Below are 22,203 nucleotides of genomic sequence, written 5' to 3'. Positions count from 1 at the left end.
AATCCCGATATAGTAGCAAGAGTAGTTGAGAACTATGGGCGCAACAGCCTGATTAAAAGGCTACAAGCGAACAAATGCGAGTGGTGCGGCGCAGAGAATGTACCGCTCGAAATACACCATGTACGAAAACTCAAAGATTTAAGTGGCAGAAAACAATGGGAAATCGCCATGATTGGGCGCAGGCGCAAGACAATGGCACTCTGTATTGACTGTCACGATAAGTTACACGCAGGGAAATTAGACTGACATCTGGAGAGCCGGATACATCGAGAGGTGTAAGTCCGGTTCGGAGGGGAGTTCTCGGAAACCTGCCATAGCGATATGGCAAGGCGCTGGGTTCTTACCCTACTACTCACAAGTTTAGCGCCTATCCCGTTTGCCACAGTCCCCAACAGGGAAACCGGACACATGGGGCAGAACTATTTCCGCTCCCTCTTTGCAGTGGGCTTTCAAGGTCTGTTGATCTTAGTCTGTGTCGCCATCTATGCGGTGCTGATCCAGAGTATCGCCACCGACGGCGACCCCATCGGGGCGATCTGGGGCTGCGTGGGATATACGGTGCTGCTGTGTTTTACCTTATTCAAAACAGGCAGTCTTGCAAAATCCATCTTTGGCTGCCATTAAGAGACTTCGGGCCATGCTGACCCGAAGCAGAAAGGAGGATCATGCCGAAAGAAAAATTTTCAATAATCTATGCAGATCCACCGTGGCGGTATGAACAGAAAAACAGGCAGGGATCAGCAGAGCTTCATTATCCCACTATGAGTATTGAAGAAATCTGTTCCCTTCCGGTAGCCGACTTGGCTGCAAAAGACAGCGTTCTGTTTCTGTGGGCAACATTCCCGCAACTGCCGGAAGCCTTAAAGGTCATTAAAGCATGGGGCTTTTCTTATCGCTCTGTGGCTTTTGTATGGATAAAGAGGAACCGGCGCTCCTACTCATGGTTTTACGGTCTGGGGTACTGGACCAGAGGTAATGCAGAAATTTGTCTTTTAGCCGTAAAAGGACATCCGAAGCGTAAGTCTGCCGGTGTCCATCAGCTTATTGTTTCCCCGATAGAGCGCCACAGCAAAAAGCCGGACGAGGCCAGGCGGAAAATTGTAGAACTGATGGGCGATATACCACGAGTGGAATTGTTCGCCAGAGAAAAAAAGCCCGGATGGGACGTGTGGGGAAACGAAGTTGAAAGCACTGTAAACTTGTAACAGCTTCGGGCCATGATGACCCGAAGCGGAAAGGAGAAATCCATGCAGGAAAAAACTGCGGGCGGAACACCAGCCGCCCCTATAATGCTGGATGTAAGCGTGCGGGTCATCGAACCTGTGAAAAATCTCATGGGCTTTGCCAGCGTGAAATTCAATGACTGCTTTGTGGTGGAAAATCTGAAAATCGTACAGGGCAGCAAGGGGCTCTTTCTTGGGATGCCCAGCCAGCCAGACGGCAAAGGCGGCTACCGGGATATGGCCTACCCTGTCACAAAGGAGTTCCGGGAACAGCTCAATACCGCTGTTCTGCAAGCCTATGAGGCAAAGCTGGAACAGATGGCGGAGCGCGGCTCTGTGGGGCGTGCGTCCATCAGCGACCAGCTCAAAGCCGGGAAAGCGGCTGCCGAGCAGGCAAAGGCAGAACGGCCCCCGAAGGAAAAGCCCAGCCGTGGGGCGGAGCGTTGACCTCGGGCCATAATGGCCCGAAGCAGAAAGGAGGCGGGAACCATGCCACGCAAACGGGCGGGCTATGACGCGGCCTGCTATTACGACGGAAAACTGCTGGGGCGCTGTACCAAAGCGGACAGCGACGCCTATACCCTGTTGATGAACGCCTGCGGCGGGGAGGCCGCCCGTGTCCTTCGGGAATATGCCTATTTTTCCCCGGAACTGAAAGCCATCTTAGAAAAGGCAGCGCTCATGCAGGCGGATCGGAGCCGGACGGGCGGAATGTTCCATGCGCCGAAAAACTCCCCGTGGGGCGAGGTGCAGAGCTGTGAAACCCTCTGTCCGGGGGTGTTTCTGGTATCTACCGCCAGCTACGGCGGAACGATGGTGGCAAATGAGGTAGCCGCCGTCCTCGCCCCAGCAGCGAAAAAGTGCGGCTTCAAGGACAAGGGCTATATCTGCTATGAGGAGGACGCACAGGAAAGTGTGGTGCTCCGGGAGTTGCTGGACAAAAAACTGTGGAACATCCCTGACCGCATTAAGGACAAAGAACAGTTTGAAGAAAAACTCAATCAGTCCATCCGGCAGTATAACCCCGAATACTGGCGGGCAAGGCAGAGCGGACGCAAGGCCGCCGAAGCTGCCCGCAGTACAACCCCGGCCAAAGAAGCCGCAAGATAACCTCGAGCCATGATGGCCCGAAGCAGTAAAGGAGGTGTACCCAAATGGCCTATGTGCCAGTACCAAAAGACCTTTCCAAAATCAAGACAAAGCTGGCCTTCAATCTGACGAAGCGCCAGCTTGTTTGTTTTTCCGGCGCAGCGGCGGTGGGGCTCCCGGCCTACCTGCTTTCCCGTGACAGTATCGGGAACAGCGCCGCCATGTTCCTGATGATCGGCCTCATGCTCCCGTTCTTCTTTCTGGCTATGTATGAGCGGGACGGCCTGCCGTTGGAAAAAGTGCTGAAAAACATCATCCGCACCCGGTTCCTCTATCCCCGTGTGCGGCCTTACAAAACCGAAAACTTCTATGCGCTGCTTAGCGCCAGAAAGGAGGCGCAGCCAATTGCGAAACAGCAGAAGGGCCGGAAAGCCCGCAGGCAGAAAGCCTGAAAAGCAGGGCCTTACCGGCCTGTTCACGAAAGGAAAAAATATTCCCACCACCGCCCAGCAGACCCTCCCTTACCGGGAAATGTACCGGGATGGGGTGTGCCGGGTAGCGGACCGCTATTACACCAAAACCATTGAATACGAGGACATCAACTACCAGCTCGCACAGTCCGAAGATCAGGCAGCCATCTTTGACGGGTGGAGCGCCTGCCTTAACTACTTTGACAGCAGCCTTCCGTTCCAGCTTTCCTTCCTCAACCACCGGAGCCGCCCGGGCAGCCGGTACAGCGTGAACATCCCCATGCAGGATGACGATTACAACAGCGTCCGGTGTGAGTATGTGGAAATGCTGGAAAACCAGATCGCCAAAAGCAACAACGGCATTGTCCGCACAAAGCTCCTGACCTTCGGCGTGAACGTGGACGACCTTCCCACCGCCAGGGCAAGGCTGGAACGTGTAGAGGCGGACATTTGCGGGAACTTCAAAAAGCTGGGCGTCAAGTGCCGCTCCCTTTCGGGGCTGGAACGGCTGGAGCTTCTTCACGGGCAGCTCCACCCCGGCAGCGGCTCCCCCTTCCGGTTTTCATGGGATATGATTCCAAAAACCGGGCTTTCCACCAAAGACTTTATCGCCCCGGACAGCTTCGACTTCCGTTTCAGCCGTCTGTTCCGGGTGGGGACGACTTGGGGCGCTGCCTCTTACTTGCAGATTTTAGCCTCGGAGCTCTCGGACAAGCTGCTGGCGGAGCTTTTGGAAATGGATGCGGAAATGACCATCACTCTCCATATCCAAACCGTCGATCAGGCCGCCGCCGTAAAATCCATCAAGGCCAAAGTCTCCGACATTGACAAGATGAAGGTGGAGGAACAAAAGAAGGCTGCCCGGTCCGGGTACGACATGGACATACTTCCACCCGACCTCGTAACATACAGCAACGACGCAAAGACCCTCTTGGAAGATTTACAGAGCCGGAATGAAAGAATGTTCCTGCTGACCTTCCTTGTGGTAAACATGGCCCCGACCCGCCGGGAGCTGGACAATGACCTGTTCACGGTGTCGGGTATCGTCCAGAAATACAACTGCACCTTGAAGCGGCTGGACTTCCAGCAGGAGGACGGTTTTCTTTCCAGCCTTCCGCTGGGCCATAACGGCATTGAGATCAAGCGCGGCATGACGACCAGCTCCACGGCCATTTTCGTTCCCTTTATGACGCAGGAGCTCCGCATGGATGGCGAAGCCGTCTATTACGGGCTCAACGCACTTTCCCATAATGTCATCATGGCAAACCGGAAAAAGCTCAAAAACCCCAACGGCCTGTTCCTCGGCGTGCCGGGCTCCGGCAAATCCTTCGCCGCAAAGCGGGAGCTTGTGAACGTGTTCCTTGCCACCCGTGACCGGATCATTGTGGTTGACCCGATGGGCGAATACTCGCCCCTTATCAAGCGGCTGGGCGGACAGGTCATCGAGATCGCCCCGGACAGCCCCCACCACATCAACCCGATAGACATTGATTTGAGCTTCGACGAGGAAAACCCGATGGCGCTGAAAGCCGACTTTATCCTGTCGCTGATGGAGCTGATCGTCGGCGGCAAGGACGGCTTGCAGCCGGTGGAGCGTACCGTTATTGACCGCTGTGTGCGCCAGATGTACCGGGAACACTTGCAGAACCCGGAAACAAGCAAAATGCCGACCCTCCAAACCCTGTATGACCTGCTCTGTTCCCAGCCGGAGGGCGAGGCGGTACGGCTGGCAACTGCCCTTGAAATTTATGTGTCGGGTTCTCTTAACGTGTTCAACCATGAAACCAATGTGGACTTGAACCGCCGTCTGGTATGCCTTGACTTAAAAAAGCTGGGGGCAGGGCTTAGGACGATTGCCATGCTCATTATGCAGGACTTGGTAAACTCACAGGTGTCCATGAATTTCCTGCGCGGTATCGCTACATGGTGCTACTTCGACGAATTTCATGTGCTGCTCCGTGACCGTCTGACGGCAAGCTATTGTGTGGCGATCTGGAAAATGCTGCGAAAAAAAGGGTGCGTTCCCAGTGCTTTAACGCAGAACGTGAAGGATTTTCTGGCAAGCCCGGAGATCGAGAATATCTTTGAAAACTCGGACTTCCTTGTGCTGCTCTCGCAGGCACAGGGCGACCGGCAGATTTTAGCCAAACAGCTTGGGATCAGCCCCCACCAGCTTTCCTATGTGACCCATACCAATTCCGGCGAAGGGCTGCTGTTCTTCGGGAACACCACCATCCCGTTTGTTGACCGTTTCCCGCAGAACACGGAGCTGTACGCCATTATGACCACCCGCCCGGAGGACAAAAAACAGGAAATGAACCGGGCATAACGCACTTCGGGCCATGATGGCCCGAGGTTTGGAAAGGAGGGATACATCATCGGAAAGAAACCGGACAAACGGAATTTTCAGAGGCCGGGGCCGACGGAGGATACCGGGGGCAATCGCCCCGAACCGGCTGAACGGGAAGGGCCTTCCCCCGCACCGTCCCGACGCCTGCGGTTTGAGGACGAGGATACCGGGCAGGACAGTCCTTCGGGCCACGATGGCCCGAAGTCCAAAAGCGGTAAGTTTCAAGAGGACAGCCGGAAAAGCCGTCCCTCTGACCGCATGAGGCAGGAAGATGAAGCGGGCGGGCCGCAGGATACCGGCAAGGCACAGGAGCCGGAGGGCTCCGCCGAGAAGGCCGGGAGCAAAAAGGACAAGTACCAGAAAGCACAGGCAAAAGCGGAACACGCCGGGGAAAAGCTGGGAAAGGCCCGGGAGAAACTGGACAAGACCGAGGCAAAACGGGCAGCGAAGAAGCCGCCGGGGCTTGCGAAGAAAGCTGTTCGGGGAGCCCGCACCGAAGCATGGTTTTATCTCCACAACAAAATCCACGAAGTTGAGCATGAAAATGTGGGTGTGGAAGGAGCCCATAAGTCGGAACTTGTGGCCGAGGCCGGAGCCCGGAAACTGACCCGGTATGCCAAACGGAGATACCGGGAGCACCAGGTCCGGAAGGTGGCAAAGTGGGAACGGAAGGACATAAAAGCCCGGGCCAATGTGGATTTTCAGAAAATGGCCTCCGAACACCCGGAGCTTGCCAGTAATCCGCTTTCCCGTGTGCAGCAGAAATGGAAACTGAAACGCCGGTATTCCAAAGAAGCAAAGGCGGCTGCAAAACAGGGCGCAAAGGCCGCAAAGAAAACCGCTGCCGCTTCGGGAACTGCGACCCGGCGGGCGGCGCAGTTTGTGACCCGTCATCCTGTGGCGGTGCTGGTCCTGCTCCTGCTGTTGCTGCTCTGTTTTCTTGTGTCGGCGGTAAGCTCCATCTTTCCCACGCTTGGCAGCGGCCTTGCCAATGCGTTATCCGGCACCTCCTACGCCTCGGAGGATACGGACCTGCTGGGGGTGGACGAGGACTACACGGCGCTGGAAAACGAGCTGGCGCAGACGGTAGCGAACATTGAAAGCACCCATCCCGGCTATGACGAGTACCGCTATTCCGTGGACGAGATCGGCCATAACCCCTATGAGCTGGCGTCCTATCTCTCGGCAAAGTACCATGTGTATTTCCGTGAACAGGTGCAGGACGAGCTGCGGGAGATCTTTGAGGCACAGTATGAGCTGACCTTGACGGAGGAAGTCGAGATACGCTACCGCACCGAAACCAGCACCGACCCGGAGACCGGGGAAACCACCACCGAGGAAGTCCCCTATGAGTATTACATCTTAAATGTGACCCTCACAAACAAAACGCTGCCCGCCGTGATCCTGCCGAGGCTTAACGAACAGCAGCGGGAAATCTACACCGTTATGCAGCAGCTCAAGGGCAACAAACCCTATCTGTGGGAAGGGATTTACAACGGCGGCGAAGATACCGGCCCCAGCTATGAGATACCCGGCGAGGCGCTGGATGACCCGGCTTTTGCGGCGCTCATGGAAGAAGCCACAAAGTACATCGGCTGGCCCTATGTGTGGGGCGGCTCCAGCCCGTCCACCTCCTTTGACTGTTCGGGCTTTGTCTGCTGGGTGTACACGGCCAGCGGCGTCCACAACCTGCCCCGTACCACGGCGCAGGGCATTTACAACCAGTGTGCTATCATTTCTCCCTCCGAGGCAAAGCCGGGCGATATTATCTTTTTCACGGGAACCTATGACAGCCCCGGCCCTGTGTCCCATGTGGGGATTTATGTGGGCGACGGGATGATGCTCCATTGTGGGTCCCCCATCCAATACGCAAATATCAATTCAAGCTACTGGCAGACACATTTCTATGCCTTCGGGCGTCTGTGAGCCAGAGGAAAGGAGTCCTTGCATGAACAAGATCGACAAGCTCGATAAGGAACTGGAAAAAGCCCGGGAGAAGGCTGCCGAGTGGCAGGCCAAAATCCGGGAGCTGGAAAAGCAGAAACAGGAGGAAGAAAACAGCCAGATCGTACAGGCGGTGCGCTCCCTCAAACTGACACCCGCCCAGCTTATGGCTTTTCTGAATGACCCCAAAAACAGCCTTACCGCTTCGGGCCATACTGACCCGAAGCCGGAGGCGCCCGAAAAGGAGGACACAGCCCATGAAGAAAACTAAATACCGCAGGCTGGCGGCGATAACTGCCAGCCTTTTGTGTTGCCTGATCTTTACGGTCCCGGCTTACGCCCAGAGCAATGAGCCGCAGCCCGAGGCCACTCCCGCTCCGGTGGAAACCGAAGCGGAGCCGGAAACCCAGAACCCCTTTACCCCGGACGGGACGGGAACCGTGGTGGACAACGCCACCGACGAGGACGGTAAAGAGTTTTACACCATTACCACAGCAGACGAGAGCGTGTTTTATCTGGTGATCGACAAACAGAAAACCAGCGAGAATGTCTATTTCCTCAATACCGTTACCACAGACGACCTTCTGCCTCTTGCCGAACAGGGTAAGGAACCGCCCAAAGAAGTGACCCCGGAGCCAGAGCCAAAGCCCACCGAACCTGTGGAGGAAGTACCGGAACCCAAGCCGGAGAAAAAGGACAGCCCCCTTCTCTCTATGCTCCTGATCGGCGCGGTGGTGCTGGCCGGCGGTGGAATTGGTTACTATTTCAAGATTTACAAGCCGAAGCATGAAGCCCCGGATTTGGAAGATGATTACTGCGAATATGAGGACGGGGAGCTGGAGGAGATCGCAGAGGAACCCGAGGACGAAGATACCCCGCCGTGGGAGGAAGATACGGAGGAATGAGAATGAATTTTACAAGCAGCCCTTTTGAACGAATGATGAAGGAAGTACCGCACCCCGGCTGGGACAATGACGACCCTTGTAAGGGATGCCGTTATTACAAGGAGTGCAAAGGAAAGAAAAAACAGTGCCGGAAGAAGTTCCGGGCGCTGATCGTGGAGCCTCGCCCTTCGGGCCATCGTGGCCCGAAGTCCTGAATGGACGCCCGGGAGCTGACCCGTGACGAGAAGAAGGAAATCCGTTCCCTTGTCACGGGGATGTGCGCCAACTATGACCGGGAAACGGGCCTGTGCCTGCCGCTGGACTATGCCTGCTATATGCTGCACAAATGCTGGACAGGGGCATACTGCCGCTATTTCCAGGAGGCCGTCTTGCCTCTCGACCCGGAGCTTCTTGCGGCGCTGACCGTGGAAGGTATTTCCCCGGAGTTTCGGGCCTGTGCGGTCTGCGGGCGGGCATTTTTACCGGAAGGCCGTCAAGCCTATTGTTCCGACGCCTGTAAGACCGAAGGAAACCGCCGGAAAAGCCGGGAACGTATGAGGAAAATGCGGGAGAAAAGGCCGGGCGGCGGTTACGATTTGCCGCCTCCAAAGACTTGATATTCCGGGCTTTTTTGAGGGTGTTTCCGGGGCGGGAATACTGCAACCCATCCCGCCCCGGTTTACTCCCTTATTTCGTAACATACCACACTTCGGGCCATGTTGGCCCGAGGTACAGAAAGGAAGTATCTCTTGGAGATTGTACAAGGCTATGCCATTTTGAAAACAACCACTTTTGACAGCGGACACGGCTTTGCGCTGGGGCATAATCCGGGAGCGCCAGACCCCTTTGTGACTTGGCAGTTTACCGAGGGCGAAAAGGGCCAGCGGGATTACTACTGGGGCCGCTATGGAAACAGTCTGGAATGGGCGCAGCGAGACTTTGATCGCCGGGTGGACGATTATCAGTACCTTTATCATGCGGCAGTCAAAAATACGGAGCTGGGCCCGGAGGGCGTTTACCGCTACTATTCCACCCAGCGCCCTGTGGACATAGGCACCTACCCGAAGTCCCCGGATAACCCGCCCCTTTCCATTGTCAACTACGATGACGACAGGCGGCGTCCTGTGGCAAATGGCAGGCTGATGGCATGGGGCGAACTGACCTATGCGAAGCCGCTGACCGAAAAACAGATGGAGGACTATGAACTGAAACCCGCACCGGGCAATCCTGACCGGGCGCGCCCCTCCATTACCGCCCGGCTCAAAGATGGAGCCAGAGGGCAGGAACCCCCGAAGGAGCCCAGCCAGAAGCGGAACCATAAAAACCATGAGGAACGATAAAGGAGGATTGCCATGCACGAAAAAGACAACTATCTGAAAACCGCCGAGCTCTCCACGGAGCAGAACTGCAACATGATCAACGGCGTACCCAATAACACGCCCATCCAGCCTGCACCCCCGGAGCTGGACGCCAAGCCGCTGGACAAAGTGAAGGAGCCCAAAGAGCGCAGAAAGGGCCGGGAGCTGGAACGCTGATGGAGAACCGAAAGCGGAATGTCCATCTGCACGTCATGGTGACGCCTGACGAGCTGGCGGCCATCCATGAGCGGATGGCCGAAGCGGGCATTTCCAACGCCGGGGCTTATGTGCGGAAGATGGCTCTGAACGGGTATATCCTGCACGTTGACCTTGCGCCCATAAAAGAATTGATCTCTCTGCAAAGACGCTGTTCCAACAATCTCAATCAGGTCGCCGTACACGCGCATACCTACGGCGTGTACCCGGAGGAAATCGACGGATTGAAACGGGACTATGAAAAGCTGTGGGGCGAGGTGTCAAAGGTGCTGCGGGAGCTCTCCGAGCTGGTACAAAAGTAGAATAGGAGGAATAAAAGTCGTACGACTTTTATCCCTCCTATTTTTATAGGTATTTTGTTTTCATCAAATCAATTATATCTTCACTACTGTATCCTTTAAGTGAAAGCTCTCTTATTTCGAGTAAATACTTTTCAAAAGTTAATTTCCCTTCAACCAGTATTCTTTTTGTTGAGGCAAAAACATTAAAAAACTCTGTGTATGACATGGTAAGGGTAGTTACTTTATCGAACATCTTCTCAATCTCGCTGGAGATATTAGGAGTTCTTGGTTGCTTGTTATAGCAGTACGCATAGAAACCGTAGTAAATTTCACAGCAAGAAATAATATCAGTTTGACAAACGCTTTTGATTAACTCGATTACATTGATAGCTTCTTCATATTCGCCGGTAATAACTTGGCGAAAGGCCAAATATCGAATGACTTCACTTTTATCCAATATAGATAGCTGATTGTATTTTGTCGTCGTGTGAGAAATAGCTTTTAGATGTTTGTAGATTCTATCATGGTCTTTGATGTCTAATTTACAAGCAGCTTGGCTTAATATTACTTCTTGCTTTGCCGCTAATCTTATAACAGAAACATAAAACACAATTACAATATATGCTAAATATAAAATGACAAATAAAGTAATATTGGCCTTTTCCCAATCAATTGAGTAAATCGTTAGTACGCCTAATACAAAGCTGAGTGTTGTTTCAGAAAAGCTTTTTGTGCTGACATAAATACCTATCGAAATTAAAAGGATAAGTAATCCTAACAAGTATGTAGTAGAAAATCCTTCTGACAGGTAGCTTCGTATACCTAAATCTACTAAATAAATTAACACCAAAAAAAGGACAGGCATTTTCTTAAATAGCACTTGAACCAAATTTTTTAGTGCCCGAAACGCTTCAAATAAACTTCTGCTTTTTTTCAAGCCTTATCCCCCCTTTTTTGGAAAATTATCCATAAGTATCTTAAACACTTCTGGTCCTGATATACCATATTTGTTTCCAATGTTCCATAACTCTGTTTGAAGCTTTTCAAAGGAAATATCAAATGGTATATCACCTAATTTGTTCATCATAATTTTGCAGTCCATTAAAATCAACTGCTTTTGTGATTCTCGCACATCCATCACCCCTCTCTCGCACACTGATTATACAATATTCTTTCTGATGAAACAATGGCTTTTAACCATGATGGCCCGAGCCTCCGGGACAGGTTTCGCTATTTATTCGCAACATTTATGTCCCTGGGCAGGCATGGTAAAATGAAAATAGAAAAGATAAAGGAGGTTTTGAAGATGAAGATACTGCTGAAAATATTGGTCGCTCCCTTTGCTTTGGCGCTGTCCCTTCTGGCGGCTCTGCTGGTGTTCCTATTTGATATTTGTGCCGTCCTGCTGACGATTGCCTCTGTGATCCTAGCGGTGCTGGGTGTCGCTCTTTTTTTCACGCCGACACCCATAGGCGGGATTGTATTTCTGTTTCTTGCTTTCCTTCTTTCGCCGTATGGATTGCAAGCGGCGGCTGGCTCCCTTCTTTGGGCGCTGGACGGAGGCAAATCCGCTCTGTATCGGTTTCTGGCAAGTTAAACAGCTTCGGGCCATGATGGCCCGAAGTCGGGGCGGTCTGAATGGGTTGCCCTTTTCTCATGGAAAGGAGGGATGATTTCTGGCTACCACAACTTTGTTACAACGCCATGCGGGTGAAGGCGAAACGATTGCCGAGGCCATCCGGGATTGTCTGGACTATGGCAAGGACCCGGAGAAAACAGAAAGCGGAAAGTATATCTCCGCTTATGAATGTGATCCGGCCACCGTGGCGGACGAGTTCCTTTTGGCAAAGGCCAGCTATGCCGCTATGACGGGCCGGGAACAGAAGAAAGAAAATGATGTGCTGTGCTATCAGATACGACAATCCTTCTATCCGGGCGAGATTACCCCGAAGGAGGCAAACCGTATCGGCTATGAGCTGGCTATGCGCTGGACGAAGGGGCGGCACGCTTTTATCGTTACCACACATACCGACAAGCAGCACATCCATTGTCACATTTATTACAACTCCACCACTCTTGACTGCACCCGGAAATTCCGAAATTTTTGGGGCTCCAGCTTTGCCCTCCGTAGGCTCTCTGACAGGCTGTGTCTTGAAAACGGGCTGTCCATTGTGGAGAACCCGAAGCCCCGGAGCAAGGGTAAGTATCGGAATTATGGAGAATGGCAGAAAGAACGAAAAGGGCCGCTTTCCTATCAGGACAGGCTGCGCCTTGCCATTGATACTGCGCTGGCGGAACGCCCCGCTGATCTGGACGAATTTCTCAATCTGATGAAGCGGGCCGGATATGAGGTCAAGACGGTTCGGGGCGGCGGTATCAGTTTCCGGCTGACCGGGCAGGGACAGGAACGCTTTACCCGTCTGCGAGCCTCCACGCTGGGGGACGGCTACGACTTGCAAGATGTTCTGGCCGCCATTGAGGGCAAAGAAAAACGCCCCGGGCGCTCGGAGCGGAAAATCAGTCTGGCGGTGGATATTCAAGCAAAGCTGGCTGCCGGTAAGGGGCCGGGATATGAACGCTGGGCGAAGGTATTTAACATTAAGCAGATGGCCGCCGCTCTTGCCTATATACAAGACAATGGCCTGACCGATTATGAGCAGTTGGCGCAGAAAGCCACCGAGGCGGCAGACCGTTTCCATGCTATTTCCGAACAGGTCAAGCAGACGGAACAGGCCATGAAAACCAATGCCGGGCTAAAGGCCGCAACGGTTCAGTATGCCAAAACCCGCCCAGTCTTTGAGCGGTATAAGGCGACGAAGTACAGCCGGAAATTCCTTGCGGAGCATGAGGCCGACCTTGAACTGTACCGGGCTGCACAAGCGGAAATGCGCTCTCTGCTGGGCGGGGCAAAGCTCCCCAAAATGGATGTGCTGAAGGAAGAAGGCCGTAAGCTCACAGCAAAGAAAAAACAGCTCTATGGAGAATATCAAAAGGCACGACGGGATATGCAGGAGATCGTCACGATCAAGGCGAACATTGATACTCTGCTGGGCTACACCGAGCCGGGCAGAAAGCATGAAAAGGAGCGTTGAGATTATGAAAACAAGGAGCAAAGCGACGCTGACACTTCGGGCCATGTTGGCCCGAAGATACGGGTTTGGGGCGAGCCCCAACAAGCCGCCTTTGTGCCACTTGTGGCCACAGAGGCATTGCTTGCCACTTAGCGGCACCCCCGAAAATGGCGCAAAAAAACAGAGGCCCTTATTCTGGAACCTCCGTTTCTCTGGCTTTCTTGAGCCCTTCGGCTGTGGCCTCCATGACAACAAGCTCTTTCTCGTTCATGGAGTTTAGGAGCACATCAATATGCTTTCTGCAAAGACTTTCCTGTTCGCCTCCGTCCGTATGAATAAACTGGTCAACCGAAATGTCAAACATGGTAATGAGCTTTACAAAAAGGTTGAAACTCGGATACTGTCCTTTGTTCTCGATATTCATAATGGTACGGGAGTCACGGTCTACCAATTCCGCAACATAGGCTTGCGTCCAGCCCTTTTCCTCTCTGGCTTTTTTCAGAGCCAGCCCGAGCCCATGAAAGTCAAACTTTCTTTCAGTTTGGTTCATTCTCATATCACCCTATATCATTGTACATTTCGGGTTAGATTATGAGAATGTAATGAAATTTGATGTAAAGTAGTATTTTATTTCAAGAGTTCTTATTTCGAAAAATTGACAAAGAGGGAGAATCGTGTTATTATTAAAAAAAGTTTATCTCCAAAGGAGAGCAAAATATGAATTTTCATTTAACAGATCAACGCAAAAAGAAAATCAACTCTGTACAATCCATTCCGATGAAACATTGTGCAGAGTATAGCGTATAAAGAGCGCATTTAGATTTCATCGGGAAGCCAAGGGGGTATTCTACCCATTTTATTGTGTTGGCTTTCCGTGTGATTAAAATGTGTGCGAGGCTATGGACAATGTTTTGTCCATAGCCTTTTGTTTTTGCGTTACCATGCCAAAGGCAGAAGGCAGATACCGTTGCGTATCTTTGCTTTCTGCCTTTTCTTTTTTCAAATATATTAAGAAAGGTTTTTTAAAAATGAGCTTATTAGAAATTGAAGGACTAACACATTCTTTTGGTGAAAACCTGCTTTACAAAAATGCAGGATTTACACTGAACAAAGGGGAACACATTGGGATTGTCGGACAGAACGGAACCGGCAAAAGCACCCTGATTAAAATTTGCACAGAACAGATTATACCTGATAACGGCCGCATTATTTGGCAACCGAATATTACGATTGGCTACTTAGATCAGTATGCAGAAATCGACCATACGCTCACAATGAAAGAGTTCTTAAAATCAGCTTTTGCGAAACTGTTTGAGATAGAAGCACAAGCCATGCAACTATATGAAAAGGCTGCCGATGGAGATATGAAAAGTCTGGAACTTGCTGCCTACTATCAGGAGTATCTTGAAACACATGACTTCTATTCCATTGATACTGCAATCGAGCGTGTTGCAAATGGTCTGGGGCTGCTTGCGATTGGTCTTGACCGCCCTATCATCGAAATGAGTGGCGGCCAGCGAGCAAAAGTGATTTTGGCAAAACTACTGCTTGAAAAACCAGATGTATTGCTATTAGACGAGCCAACAAATTTTCTTGATAAAGACCATGTTGCATGGCTGGCAGAATACCTATCTTCTTTAGAAAACGCTTTTTTAGTTGTTTCCCATGATTTTGAGTTTTTAGACAAAATTGCAAATCGTATTTGCGATATAGATAATGACACAATAACAAAGTATTACGGCACTTATTCTGAATTTCTGCAAAAAAAGACACTGCTGCGTGAAGATTACATTCGTCAATACTCAGCACAACAAAAGGAGATTAAAAGAACAGAGGAGTTTATCAGGAAAAATATCGCTGGACGAAAAGCGAAAATGGCAAGAGGGCGGCAAAAACAGCTTGATCGAATGGACAAAATGGAAGCTTTGGAACAGAAAGAGATTATCCCCCATTTTCATTTTCCTGTTTTACCGCTGACAAATACGGAGCATTTACAGGTCAAACACCTGGCAGTTGGGTATCACTATCCAGTTCTATTGGATATTGATTTTAGTATTAAGGGCGGTCAAAAAGTTGTTATCACCGGCTTTAATGGAATTGGGAAGTCCACTTTGCTCAAGACTTTAATTGGGCAAATCCCGTCCATGCAAGGTCATTTCAAATTTTCCGATCAAGTTGCCCTTGGATATTTTGAGCAGGACTTGATATGGGATGAACCTGAACAGACACCAATTCAAATTGTTTCCAATGTCCATCCCGATATGGTAATAAAGGATGTTCGGAAACATTTAGCTCGGTGTGGGATTTCCAGTAAACATGCGATGCAAGCTATTGGAACATTAAGTGGAGGTGAGCAGGCCAAAGTGAAAATGTGCTTGCTAACACTGACCCCTTGCAATTTTCTGATTATGGATGAACCTACAAATCATCTGGATGTTCAGGCAAAGGATGCACTGAAATCAGCTCTTATGGATTTTAATGGTACGGTGTTGCTTGTATCACATGAAGAAGCATTTTACCGTGATTGGACACAACGGATTATTAACATTGAGAAAAGATAAAAAACAGTGAAAACATTATGAAAACTCCTGCCCGCCTGACGGGAAAAGAAAAAAACCGTTGCTGGGCAGGTTGATTTGGTGCGCTTAAATTACTTATTTCAGTGGCGGTTCAGATTAGAGCCGCCGCTTCTTTTCCCCAAAAAACCAACGACGACCCAGCACACCATGTAATCAACACGGCGGCCATAGGAGGATGCTGCCGTGTCTATTTTTCTCTTTCACAGTCTCCATAAACTGCACCAATTAAAAAAAGTATAGTCCCACCTCCGGGTTATTCCGGCTATGTATGCGAAATTTGTTGGAACCTTAACTATTATGTCATTACATGCGTCCGTGTGGCTTCATGCCGCCCGGGCGCTTTTGTGTTCTTATGGGGCTGCTTCGGGTCATGTTGGCCCGAAGTCATTCCCCGGTGTCGCTCCCCGCCGCCTTCGTTTCGGTCACTCGTCAACCAACAACCGAAACGGAGGTCAATATGGCTATTATCAATTTGCGGGACTATTACCCATTCTATACATCAGATTGCTTCATGGAAGTATCGGAAGAAGTTGCAGAAATGTTCAAAGAATTTGATCGTAAAGAGGCTGCCTACCGGCTGCGTACATACCGCCACAAAGCCTACTATTCCCTTGATCGGGATGATGGGCTGGAGCATGAGGCTGTCTTTGTCGCACTTTCGCCCCATGAGCTGTACGAGCGAAAAGTTACCATGCAGGAACTTCACGCAGCAATTGCCAGTCTGCCGGACAAACAGGCAAAACGGATTTATGCTCATTTCATTCTCGGCATGACCAAACAGGACATTGCCCGGGCAGAGGGCGTCCATGAAAAAGTGGTTCGTGTCGCAATCGAGCGAGGTCTGCGGCGCTTAGAAAAAATTTTGAAAATTTCTTTGTAAGGCGTACCGATTTAGGCCGGAAAATGAAATGGCTTATGAGAGGTAAAACACTTCGGGTCACAATGGCCCGAGGTTCAGACAAGCCTCATGCAGATTGAAAATTGAATAAAAAGACACCCGGATACGAAGGGGAACGCGCTGTGTGACAGACCCGCCATGACCTCGGATTTCAGAGAATACAGTCTTTGTAAAACTGAGCGAGCGAACAGGTCCATGCCATAGGTGGGGCAAGGCTGGCTCCACCGGAACAGGTGCAGGCCCCGGATACTTGCGTTTAGTCACAGTCCGAGCGTTGAAGCGGCCTTGCAAGCCGTGAGCCGTCGCAGGCAATGAGAACGCCTTGCCATCAGAATGGGGAGAGTTGAAATACTATGGGGCATGAAGCCTATGTCCGTCCGGTGTGTCTGAAATGAAGTGAAAACCTATGGGGAGCCCCCGGCAATGCTGTCTGATGATAGGCCAACCGATCCGGCGCGGCTCCCCATCTTTTCAAAAAAGGAGCACTTTATGGGAAATGCGTTTGGAATGATCCCCGGCTTGGAACCGGACGAATGGAGCAATGACGCTTGCCGTGGTTATGTCATTATGGCAATGGAGAACTGCGGATTTTCAAAGAAGGATATACGGCGTGTTGTGGGGCAGCTTTATGAAGTATTTGACCTCAACAGCGTGGAGGACGCCAAAGAAAAGTACCATTCCAGTCCTTACTGACCTCGGGCCACATCGACCCGAAGTGGAGAAAACTCAAAGGGCGGCACCTGCCGGGTGCCGTCTTTTGACATTTCCCCACGGGACAAGTGGGAAAGGCTGGCATATACACGCACTTTCGCAAAGGAGGTTTTCAATGACGCAAGCTGTCACTTATGAACGAGAAACAAAGTCTGTCGCATTTCAAGGGAAGATCATTGTGCTGGAAAGCCTCACGCCGGTACTTCCCCCGAAGGAGAAAGCACAGCGCAAAAAAGAAATTGAGCGTTGTCTTTACGAGGTGTTCAGCAAATATGGAGACAGATTTCCCTAATCATTCGCAACATTGTTGTCCGGGGCTGCTGATGGTATAATATAGTTGTAAGGTTGGTAGCTCCATTCCAACAAGGAAAGGAGCCCAATATGGAATTTATCAGAGAAGATTGTATTTACGCAAGACAGTCAGTAGACCGCAAGGACAGTATCAGCATTGAAAGTCAAATCGACTTTTGCAAGTATGAATTGAAAGGTGGGAGCTGCCGGGTATTCAAGGACAAAGGCTATTCCGGTAAGAACACGGACAGGCCGGAGTTTCAAAAGCTGCTGGGCGAGATCCGCAAGGGAAAGGTTCGGCGGGTCATCGTGTACAAGCTGGACCGTATAAGCCGCTCTATTCTGGACTTTGCAACGATGATGGAGCTGTTTCAAGAGTACGATGTGGAGTTTGTATCCTCCACGGAAAAGTTTGATACTTCGACACCGATGGGCCGGGCCATGCTGAATATCTGCATTGTATTCGCCCAGCTTGAACGTGAGACAATTCAGAAGCGTGTCACAGACGCCTACTATTCACGGTGCCTGAAAGGCTTTCACATGAGCGGACAGGCGCCATACGGTTATCAGTTAGAGCCTACTGTGGTAGAGGGTATCCGCACAAAGAAAATGGTTGCCGACCCCGTAGCCGCCGACCATGTTCGGCTGATGTTTGAAATGTACGCTGAACCGGAAACCTCCTTCGGAGATATTACCCGATACTTCGAGGAACATGACATAAAAATTTATGGCAAATCCATGTTCCGTACATTTCTTTCCCAGCTTTTAAGAAACCCGGTTTACGCACAGGCCGATTTGGAGCTGTACGAATTTTTCAAGAGCCAGGGCGCAGCGATTGTCAATGACGCTTCTGACTTTGCCGGAACAAACGGCTGCTATCTCTATCAGGGGCGGGATGTGAAGGAGGACAAGGACAGGTGCTTAAAAGACCAGATACTTGTTATCGCTCCCCATGAAGCACTCATTTCCTCTGACACATGGCTGAAATGCCGGAAAAAACTTATGGCAAATACCACCTTCCAACAGGGACGGAAACCGAAGAACACTTGGCTGGCCGGAAAAATCAAATGCGGTCATTGTGGGTATGCGCTGAAAGCCACCCATGTACCAAACAGCACCGGGTATTTCCGCTGTACCAAACGGACGGAAAATAAAGGCTGTCCGGGCTGCGGGAAAATCCGCAAAGAAGAATTTGAGCAATTCATTTTCTCGGCCATGCAGGAGAAATTCAAAGACTTTCAGATACTCCACGGCAGGGAGGAAAAAGTCAATCCGAAACTGACAGCCTATCAAGTGGAACTGGCACAGGTGGAGGCAGAAATTGAAAAGCTGCTGGATACGCTGACCGGAGCCAATGCGACCTTACTTGCCTACGCTAACAAAAAAATTGAAGAACTGGACACCCGACGCCAGACTATTTCAAAGGCAATCGCCGAATTGAGTGTTGAAACCATATCGCCCCAGCAGATAAAGAAGTTGTCCTATTATCTCGACAACTGGGACAGCATAGATTTTGACGACAAAAGAAAAGCCGCCGATGGTTTGATCTCTACGATCAAGGCCACCAGCGACCGTGTTCAGATAGAGTGGAAAATCTGATACTTCCACTCTATCGACCCTCATTTCTATTTTATCTCGTTTGTACCCCTTGTACACCGATGTTTACCAGATTGTTTGAAAGCAGTAGTCTGGTAACAAAAGCATTAAAAGAAAATGATTGGAATAAAGCTGGTGATATGATGCCGCAATTATCAAAGGATTATTATGAAATTATTAATGTTATTGAAGATTTTAAGAGTTGCAAGGAGGAATGACGTCAATGGGAAACAGTAAAAAGAAGAATCCTACAACGCGTTTTCTAATATGTAGTTTGAAAGAGTGAAACGACTGTTTACGAAATTGGGGAAATTTATATGTCTGGAATGAATGAACAAATGTCCAGGCACTTTGAAACTGCAATTAAATTGAGTTTTGAGCAGGTCAGCGGCATTGTTTCTGTTGTCTCAGCAGATAATAAGGATAAAGAGAAGTTATATGAGGAACTTGTTTACAGGACGCAGGTCAGGAATTTTGACTATTTAGCACTTTGTTCTGCTGAGGGAGATTTTCAGACTCTTTATGGACAAGCAATTGAGCCACTTAACCCAAAACCTTTTGTAGAAGCATTAGTACAAGGGAAACAAAGAGTCGCTGTAGGCGTTGATTCTGCTGGAAATGAAGTGGTATTGTTTGGCGTTAATGCTACTACTTATCCTATGCAGAATGGCGATATGAGCACCGGACTTGTAGCAGCCGTTCCTCTGGAGTATATCACCGATTTCCTTTCCTTAGAGGATGAAGGGCAGCTGATGTATTATCATATTATACGGCCAGACGGCGGTTTTGTAATACAAAACCCCAATACTGAGTTGTGGTATTTTTTTGAACAACTACAAAGGCAACTTGATTCTACAGAAAACGAATCATCTGTAGAAAATCCTATTGAAAAATTTTGTGTTGCTCTAAAAAATCATGAAGAATATGTTGCAACATTGGAAGTAAATGGTGAAAAACAGCAAATTTATGGTATATCATTACCTTATTCTGAGTGGTATTTAGTATCGGTGATGCCGTATAGTATATTGGACGATGCCATAAACAATCTGAGCAGCCAGCGTATGTTCATGACATGGTTGTCCTGTGCTTCTGTTTTAATCTTCTAACATTGATTTTCCTCCGGTATTTCTCCATAACCCGTTCACAGCTGCATGAATTGGAGAAGGCCCGGCAGGTGGCTCTTGAAGCGAACAAAGCCAAAAGTGAATTTTTAGCTAACATGAGCCATGATATCCGTACACCCATGAACGCGATTGTAGGCATGACTGCGATTGCCACAGCCCACATAGATGACCGGAAACAGGTAGAGAGTTGCCTTAGAAAAATTACATTATCAAGTAAACATCTATTAGGGCTGATTAATGATGTTTTGGATATGTCTAAAATTGAAAGCGGTAAATTAACTTTAACAACAGAGCAAGCTTCATTAAAGGAAGTTGTTGAAGGAATTGTTAGCATTATGCAGCCACAGGTAAAGACAAAAAAGCAAACCTTTGACATACATGTTGAAAATATCTTAACAGAAAATGTGTGGTGCGATGGTGTCCGCTTGAATCAGGTTTTGCTGAATCTCTTATCAAATGCAACGAAGTATACACCGGAGGGAGGTTCGATACAATTATCCCTCTCTGAAGAAAAATCCCCGAAAGGAGAAAACTATGTCCGAATTCATATCAAGGTCAAGGATAATGGAATTGGCATGTCGCCGGATTTTCTGAAAAGAATATATGAATCCTATAGCCGTGCGGATGGAGCCAGGATACATAAAACTGAGGGTGCCGGTTTGGGTATGGCGATTACAAAGTACATTGTGGACGCAATGGAAGGAACCATTGAGATACAAAGTGAGCCTGATAAAGGTACCGAATTTCTTCTTATGTTTGATTTTGAAAAAGCGGTTGCAATGGATATGGATATGGTTCTTCCCGCCTGGAATATGCTGGTGGTTGATGATGACGAATTATTATGCCAGACAGCCATGGACGCACTAAAATCCATCGGAATAAAAGCAGAATGGACATTAAGAGGAGAAAAGGCAATAGAACTGGTAAATGAACACCACAAAAAGAGAGATGATTATCAAATTATTCTATTGGATTGGAAACTGCCTGGTATGAATGGGATTCAGGTTGCAAAAGAAATCCGGCGTAATCTGGGAGATGAAGTACCGATTCTGCTGATTTCTGCATACGACTGGAGTGAATTTGAAGCAGAGGCCCGTGAAGCGGGTATTAGTGGTTTTATTTCCAAGCCACTTTTTAAATCTACGCTGTATCATGCTTTGCGTCAGTTTATGGACGTTGAAACGGAACCCGGACAGACATTGAACCAAAATATTGATCTATCCGGACGCCGTATCCTGCTTGCGGAGGATAATGAGCTTAACTGGGAGGTCGCAAAAGAATTGTTGTCCGATTTGGGCGTGGAACTGGATTGGGCAGAAGATGGCCAGATATGTTTGGACAAGTTCCAAAAATCACCAGAGGGTTATTACGATGTTGTTCTTATGGATATACGGATGCCGCACATGACAGGATATGAAGCCACAAAAGCGATTCGGGGACTGAATCATCCTGATGCCCTATCTATTCCAATTATAGCTATGAGTGCGGATGCTTTTTCGGACGATATACAGCATTGCCTGGAGTGCGGTATGAACGCTCATATAGCAAAGCCTATCGACGTTATAGAATTGACCCGCTTGTTAAAAAGATATTTAATATAGCTCCTGCCTTAAAAAGAAGGTATGCTGCCAAAGAGGCGGACATGATTTTTTTGGAAGCATTCTCCCATCAGTTTTATATGTATACACTGATGGAAGAATGCTTCGTCTCTCCTCCGAAGGGCTGAAGCCGTAGTCTGGGGAGTCATTTGTTCTTCATTTGTGTTTCGTTTACGGACAGCTAAAGGCAGCAACGGAAAATGCGAGGGTATGAAAAAAAGTCTGTAAATTGAAATCTTCTATGATAGGTTAATGAGAAAGGTAGGTGGCTGTCGTGACCACCTACCTTTACTATACGGATGCTTTTGGCTTCTGTCAAGATATTTTGGAAAGATCTATCAAATGTGGTACACTTCTGATATAAGATCATCAGGAGGTATCTCATGAAGCTAAAAACAGACGAACCCTTTGTGCCAGAAAATATCAGGGTAAAAATCAATAAACTGCAGGCTTTGCTGGATCAGGCCGCAGACTTATATAATGATATCTATGAATGGTACGACCGCGAACTGAAATCTTA

At 49.4% G+C, this 22,203-nt stretch carries 23 protein-coding genes and 4 pseudogenes; 24 read left to right on the top strand and 3 right to left on the bottom strand.

What is annotated here, in order from left to right:
• From G614_RS30550 to G614_RS0121245, 15 genes and pseudogenes are all read left to right on the top strand, one after another.
• A pseudogene (locus tag G614_RS30550) lies at positions 1 to 246 on the top strand (group II intron reverse transcriptase/maturase); the annotation flags it as partial.
• A gap of 102 nt (positions 247 to 348) precedes the next feature.
• Positions 349 to 624 (top strand): annotated as a pseudogene (locus G614_RS0121310) (hypothetical protein); the annotation flags it as partial.
• A 41-nt stretch (positions 625 to 665) separates the two neighbouring features.
• A complete protein-coding gene (locus G614_RS28355; RefSeq protein WP_023042361.1) occupies positions 666 to 1,205 on the top strand; it encodes an MT-A70 family methyltransferase in 540 nt (179 codons plus the stop codon).
• A 42-nt stretch (positions 1,206 to 1,247) separates the two neighbouring features.
• Positions 1,248 to 1,670 (top strand): SpoVG family protein, encoded by a 423-nt coding sequence (locus G614_RS0121300; protein ID WP_242828173.1) that lies wholly within the window; start codon positions 1,248 to 1,250, stop codon positions 1,668 to 1,670.
• 9 nt (positions 1,671 to 1,679) lie between these two features.
• Entirely contained in the window at positions 1,680 to 2,333 is a 654-nt protein-coding gene (locus G614_RS0121295; RefSeq protein ID WP_027643556.1) for a DUF7007 domain-containing protein, read from the top strand.
• A 44-nt stretch (positions 2,334 to 2,377) separates the two neighbouring features.
• Positions 2,378 to 2,764, top strand: a complete 387-nt coding sequence (locus G614_RS0121290; RefSeq protein WP_016306500.1) for a PrgI family protein — start codon at positions 2,378 to 2,380, stop codon at positions 2,762 to 2,764.
• Positions 2,682 to 5,111 (top strand): VirB4-like conjugal transfer ATPase, CD1110 family, encoded by a 2,430-nt coding sequence (locus tag G614_RS0121285; RefSeq protein ID WP_420341537.1) that lies wholly within the window; start codon positions 2,682 to 2,684, stop codon positions 5,109 to 5,111. Before G614_RS0121290 ends, G614_RS0121285 begins: the two co-directional genes overlap by 83 nt.
• A 279-nt stretch (positions 5,112 to 5,390) precedes the next feature.
• Positions 5,391 to 7,058: a C40 family peptidase gene (locus G614_RS0121280; protein WP_009901643.1), complete on the top strand. Its 1,668-nt coding sequence runs from the start codon at positions 5,391 to 5,393 to the stop codon at positions 7,056 to 7,058.
• Positions 7,059 to 7,080: 22 nt separating this feature from the next.
• Positions 7,081 to 7,347: a DUF4315 family protein gene (locus tag G614_RS0121275; RefSeq protein ID WP_005927622.1), complete on the top strand. Its 267-nt coding sequence runs from the start codon at positions 7,081 to 7,083 to the stop codon at positions 7,345 to 7,347.
• The gene (locus G614_RS0121270) at positions 7,334 to 7,981 is read left to right on the top strand and encodes a DUF4366 domain-containing protein (RefSeq protein WP_009901648.1); all 648 of its coding nucleotides are present in this window, start codon (positions 7,334 to 7,336) and stop codon (positions 7,979 to 7,981) included. Before G614_RS0121275 ends, G614_RS0121270 begins: the two co-directional genes overlap by 14 nt.
• A complete protein-coding gene (locus G614_RS0121265) occupies positions 7,978 to 8,175 on the top strand; it encodes a hypothetical protein (protein WP_005927616.1) in 198 nt (65 codons plus the stop codon). Before G614_RS0121270 ends, G614_RS0121265 begins: the two co-directional genes overlap by 4 nt.
• Positions 8,176 to 8,577, top strand: coding sequence for a cysteine-rich VLP domain-containing protein (locus G614_RS0121260; protein WP_027643554.1), 402 nt, complete (start codon positions 8,176 to 8,178; stop codon positions 8,575 to 8,577).
• A 99-nt stretch (positions 8,578 to 8,676) separates the two neighbouring features.
• Entirely contained in the window at positions 8,677 to 9,300 is a 624-nt protein-coding gene (locus G614_RS0121255) for a hypothetical protein (RefSeq protein WP_044918485.1), read from the top strand.
• 12 nt (positions 9,301 to 9,312) lie between these two features.
• Complete coding sequence (locus G614_RS0121250) at positions 9,313 to 9,495, top strand: DUF4316 domain-containing protein (RefSeq protein WP_027643552.1); 183 nt, start codon at positions 9,313 to 9,315, stop codon at positions 9,493 to 9,495.
• Positions 9,495 to 9,836 carry a plasmid mobilization protein gene (locus G614_RS0121245; RefSeq protein WP_027643551.1) on the top strand — a complete coding sequence of 114 codons (342 nt, stop codon included), beginning with the start codon at positions 9,495 to 9,497 and terminating at the stop codon, positions 9,834 to 9,836. Before G614_RS0121250 ends, G614_RS0121245 begins: the two co-directional genes overlap by 1 nt.
• Before the next feature lie 43 nt (positions 9,837 to 9,879).
• Here G614_RS0121245 and G614_RS0121240 read toward each other — a convergent pair whose 3' ends face one another.
• Entirely contained in the window at positions 9,880 to 10,752 is an 873-nt protein-coding gene (locus G614_RS0121240) for a hypothetical protein (protein WP_009901654.1), read from the bottom strand.
• A 3-nt stretch (positions 10,753 to 10,755) separates the two neighbouring features.
• Positions 10,756 to 10,902 (bottom strand): hypothetical protein, encoded by a 147-nt coding sequence (locus G614_RS0121235; protein WP_155245099.1) that lies wholly within the window; start codon positions 10,900 to 10,902, stop codon positions 10,756 to 10,758.
• A gap of 219 nt (positions 10,903 to 11,121) precedes the next feature.
• Here G614_RS0121235 and G614_RS0121230 point away from each other — a divergent pair, with 219 nt between their 5' ends.
• Together G614_RS0121230 and G614_RS0121225 are read left to right on the top strand one after the other, a co-directional pair.
• Positions 11,122 to 11,412: a CD1845 family protein gene (locus G614_RS0121230; protein WP_009901657.1), complete on the top strand. Its 291-nt coding sequence runs from the start codon at positions 11,122 to 11,124 to the stop codon at positions 11,410 to 11,412.
• Between the two features lie 79 nt (positions 11,413 to 11,491).
• Positions 11,492 to 12,907 (top strand): relaxase/mobilization nuclease domain-containing protein, encoded by a 1,416-nt coding sequence (locus G614_RS0121225; protein WP_027643550.1) that lies wholly within the window; start codon positions 11,492 to 11,494, stop codon positions 12,905 to 12,907.
• A 169-nt stretch (positions 12,908 to 13,076) separates the two neighbouring features.
• On the opposite strand, the gene G614_RS0121220 is transcribed toward G614_RS0121225, so the two are convergent.
• Positions 13,077 to 13,442, bottom strand: coding sequence for a helix-turn-helix transcriptional regulator (locus tag G614_RS0121220; RefSeq protein WP_027643549.1), 366 nt, complete (start codon positions 13,440 to 13,442; stop codon positions 13,077 to 13,079).
• 472 nt (positions 13,443 to 13,914) lie between these two features.
• On the opposite strand from G614_RS0121220, the gene G614_RS0121215 reads away from it, so the two are divergent.
• The 7 genes and pseudogenes from G614_RS0121215 to G614_RS34700 all read left to right on the top strand — a co-directional run bounded on the left by G614_RS0121215 (position 13,915) and on the right by G614_RS34700 (position 21,686).
• Positions 13,915 to 15,447: an ABC-F family ATP-binding cassette domain-containing protein gene (locus G614_RS0121215; RefSeq protein ID WP_027643548.1), complete on the top strand. Its 1,533-nt coding sequence runs from the start codon at positions 13,915 to 13,917 to the stop codon at positions 15,445 to 15,447.
• Between the two features lie 475 nt (positions 15,448 to 15,922).
• The gene (locus tag G614_RS28350; RefSeq protein WP_027643547.1) at positions 15,923 to 16,345 is read left to right on the top strand and encodes an RNA polymerase sigma factor; all 423 of its coding nucleotides are present in this window, start codon (positions 15,923 to 15,925) and stop codon (positions 16,343 to 16,345) included.
• A gap of 507 nt (positions 16,346 to 16,852) precedes the next feature.
• Positions 16,853 to 17,056 (top strand): hypothetical protein, encoded by a 204-nt coding sequence (locus G614_RS0121205; RefSeq protein WP_117506436.1) that lies wholly within the window; start codon positions 16,853 to 16,855, stop codon positions 17,054 to 17,056.
• A gap of 133 nt (positions 17,057 to 17,189) precedes the next feature.
• Complete coding sequence (locus tag G614_RS32050; protein WP_005927581.1) at positions 17,190 to 17,366, top strand: hypothetical protein; 177 nt, start codon at positions 17,190 to 17,192, stop codon at positions 17,364 to 17,366.
• A gap of 89 nt (positions 17,367 to 17,455) precedes the next feature.
• The gene (locus G614_RS0121195) at positions 17,456 to 18,964 is read left to right on the top strand and encodes a recombinase family protein (RefSeq protein WP_005927564.1); all 1,509 of its coding nucleotides are present in this window, start codon (positions 17,456 to 17,458) and stop codon (positions 18,962 to 18,964) included.
• Positions 18,965 to 19,026: 62 nt separating this feature from the next.
• A pseudogene (locus G614_RS34705) lies at positions 19,027 to 19,179 on the top strand (Hpt domain-containing protein); the annotation flags it as partial.
• Between the two features lie 5 nt (positions 19,180 to 19,184).
• Positions 19,185 to 21,686: pseudogene (locus G614_RS34700) on the top strand (hybrid sensor histidine kinase/response regulator).
• Positions 21,687 to 22,203 lie beyond the last annotated feature (517 nt).

Origin of the sequence: [Clostridium] clostridioforme AGR2157 (genome assembly GCF_000424325.1) — a bacterium.
Taxonomy (GTDB): domain Bacteria; phylum Bacillota; class Clostridia; order Lachnospirales; family Lachnospiraceae; genus Enterocloster; species Enterocloster clostridioformis_A.
This window is presented reverse-complemented; position numbering and strand designations above follow the sequence as displayed.

What these genes read in the sequence shown, in the direction of transcription:
- G614_RS28355 (WP_023042361.1), top strand. Translation starts at nt 666, where the DNA reads ATGCCGAAAGAAAAATTTTCAATAATCTATGCAGATCCACCGTGGCGG.
- G614_RS0121300 (WP_242828173.1), top strand. Translation starts at nt 1,248, where the DNA reads ATGCAGGAAAAAACTGCGGGCGGAACACCAGCCGCCCCTATAATGCTG.
- G614_RS0121290 (WP_016306500.1), top strand. Translation starts at nt 2,378, where the DNA reads ATGGCCTATGTGCCAGTACCAAAAGACCTTTCCAAAATCAAGACAAAG.
- G614_RS0121285 (WP_420341537.1), top strand. Translation starts at nt 2,682, where the DNA reads ATGCGCTGCTTAGCGCCAGAAAGGAGGCGCAGCCAATTGCGAAACAGC.
- G614_RS0121280 (WP_009901643.1), top strand. Translation starts at nt 5,391, where the DNA reads ATGAGGCAGGAAGATGAAGCGGGCGGGCCGCAGGATACCGGCAAGGCA.
- G614_RS0121275 (WP_005927622.1), top strand. Translation starts at nt 7,081, where the DNA reads ATGAACAAGATCGACAAGCTCGATAAGGAACTGGAAAAAGCCCGGGAG.
- G614_RS0121270 (WP_009901648.1), top strand. Translation starts at nt 7,334, where the DNA reads ATGAAGAAAACTAAATACCGCAGGCTGGCGGCGATAACTGCCAGCCTT.
- G614_RS0121265 (WP_005927616.1), top strand. Translation starts at nt 7,978, where the DNA reads ATGAGAATGAATTTTACAAGCAGCCCTTTTGAACGAATGATGAAGGAA.
- G614_RS0121260 (WP_027643554.1), top strand. Translation starts at nt 8,176, where the DNA reads ATGGACGCCCGGGAGCTGACCCGTGACGAGAAGAAGGAAATCCGTTCC.
- G614_RS0121255 (WP_044918485.1), top strand. Translation starts at nt 8,677, where the DNA reads ATGTTGGCCCGAGGTACAGAAAGGAAGTATCTCTTGGAGATTGTACAA.
- G614_RS0121250 (WP_027643552.1), top strand. Translation starts at nt 9,313, where the DNA reads ATGCACGAAAAAGACAACTATCTGAAAACCGCCGAGCTCTCCACGGAG.
- G614_RS0121245 (WP_027643551.1), top strand. Translation starts at nt 9,495, where the DNA reads ATGGAGAACCGAAAGCGGAATGTCCATCTGCACGTCATGGTGACGCCT.
- G614_RS0121235 (WP_155245099.1), bottom strand. Translation starts at nt 10,902, where the DNA reads ATGATGAACAAATTAGGTGATATACCATTTGATATTTCCTTTGAAAAG.
- G614_RS0121230 (WP_009901657.1), top strand. Translation starts at nt 11,122, where the DNA reads ATGAAGATACTGCTGAAAATATTGGTCGCTCCCTTTGCTTTGGCGCTG.
- G614_RS0121220 (WP_027643549.1), bottom strand. Translation starts at nt 13,442, where the DNA reads ATGAGAATGAACCAAACTGAAAGAAAGTTTGACTTTCATGGGCTCGGG.
- G614_RS0121215 (WP_027643548.1), top strand. Translation starts at nt 13,915, where the DNA reads ATGAGCTTATTAGAAATTGAAGGACTAACACATTCTTTTGGTGAAAAC.
- G614_RS28350 (WP_027643547.1), top strand. Translation starts at nt 15,923, where the DNA reads ATGGCTATTATCAATTTGCGGGACTATTACCCATTCTATACATCAGAT.
- G614_RS0121205 (WP_117506436.1), top strand. Translation starts at nt 16,853, where the DNA reads ATGGGAAATGCGTTTGGAATGATCCCCGGCTTGGAACCGGACGAATGG.
- G614_RS32050 (WP_005927581.1), top strand. Translation starts at nt 17,190, where the DNA reads ATGACGCAAGCTGTCACTTATGAACGAGAAACAAAGTCTGTCGCATTT.
- G614_RS0121195 (WP_005927564.1), top strand. Translation starts at nt 17,456, where the DNA reads ATGGAATTTATCAGAGAAGATTGTATTTACGCAAGACAGTCAGTAGAC.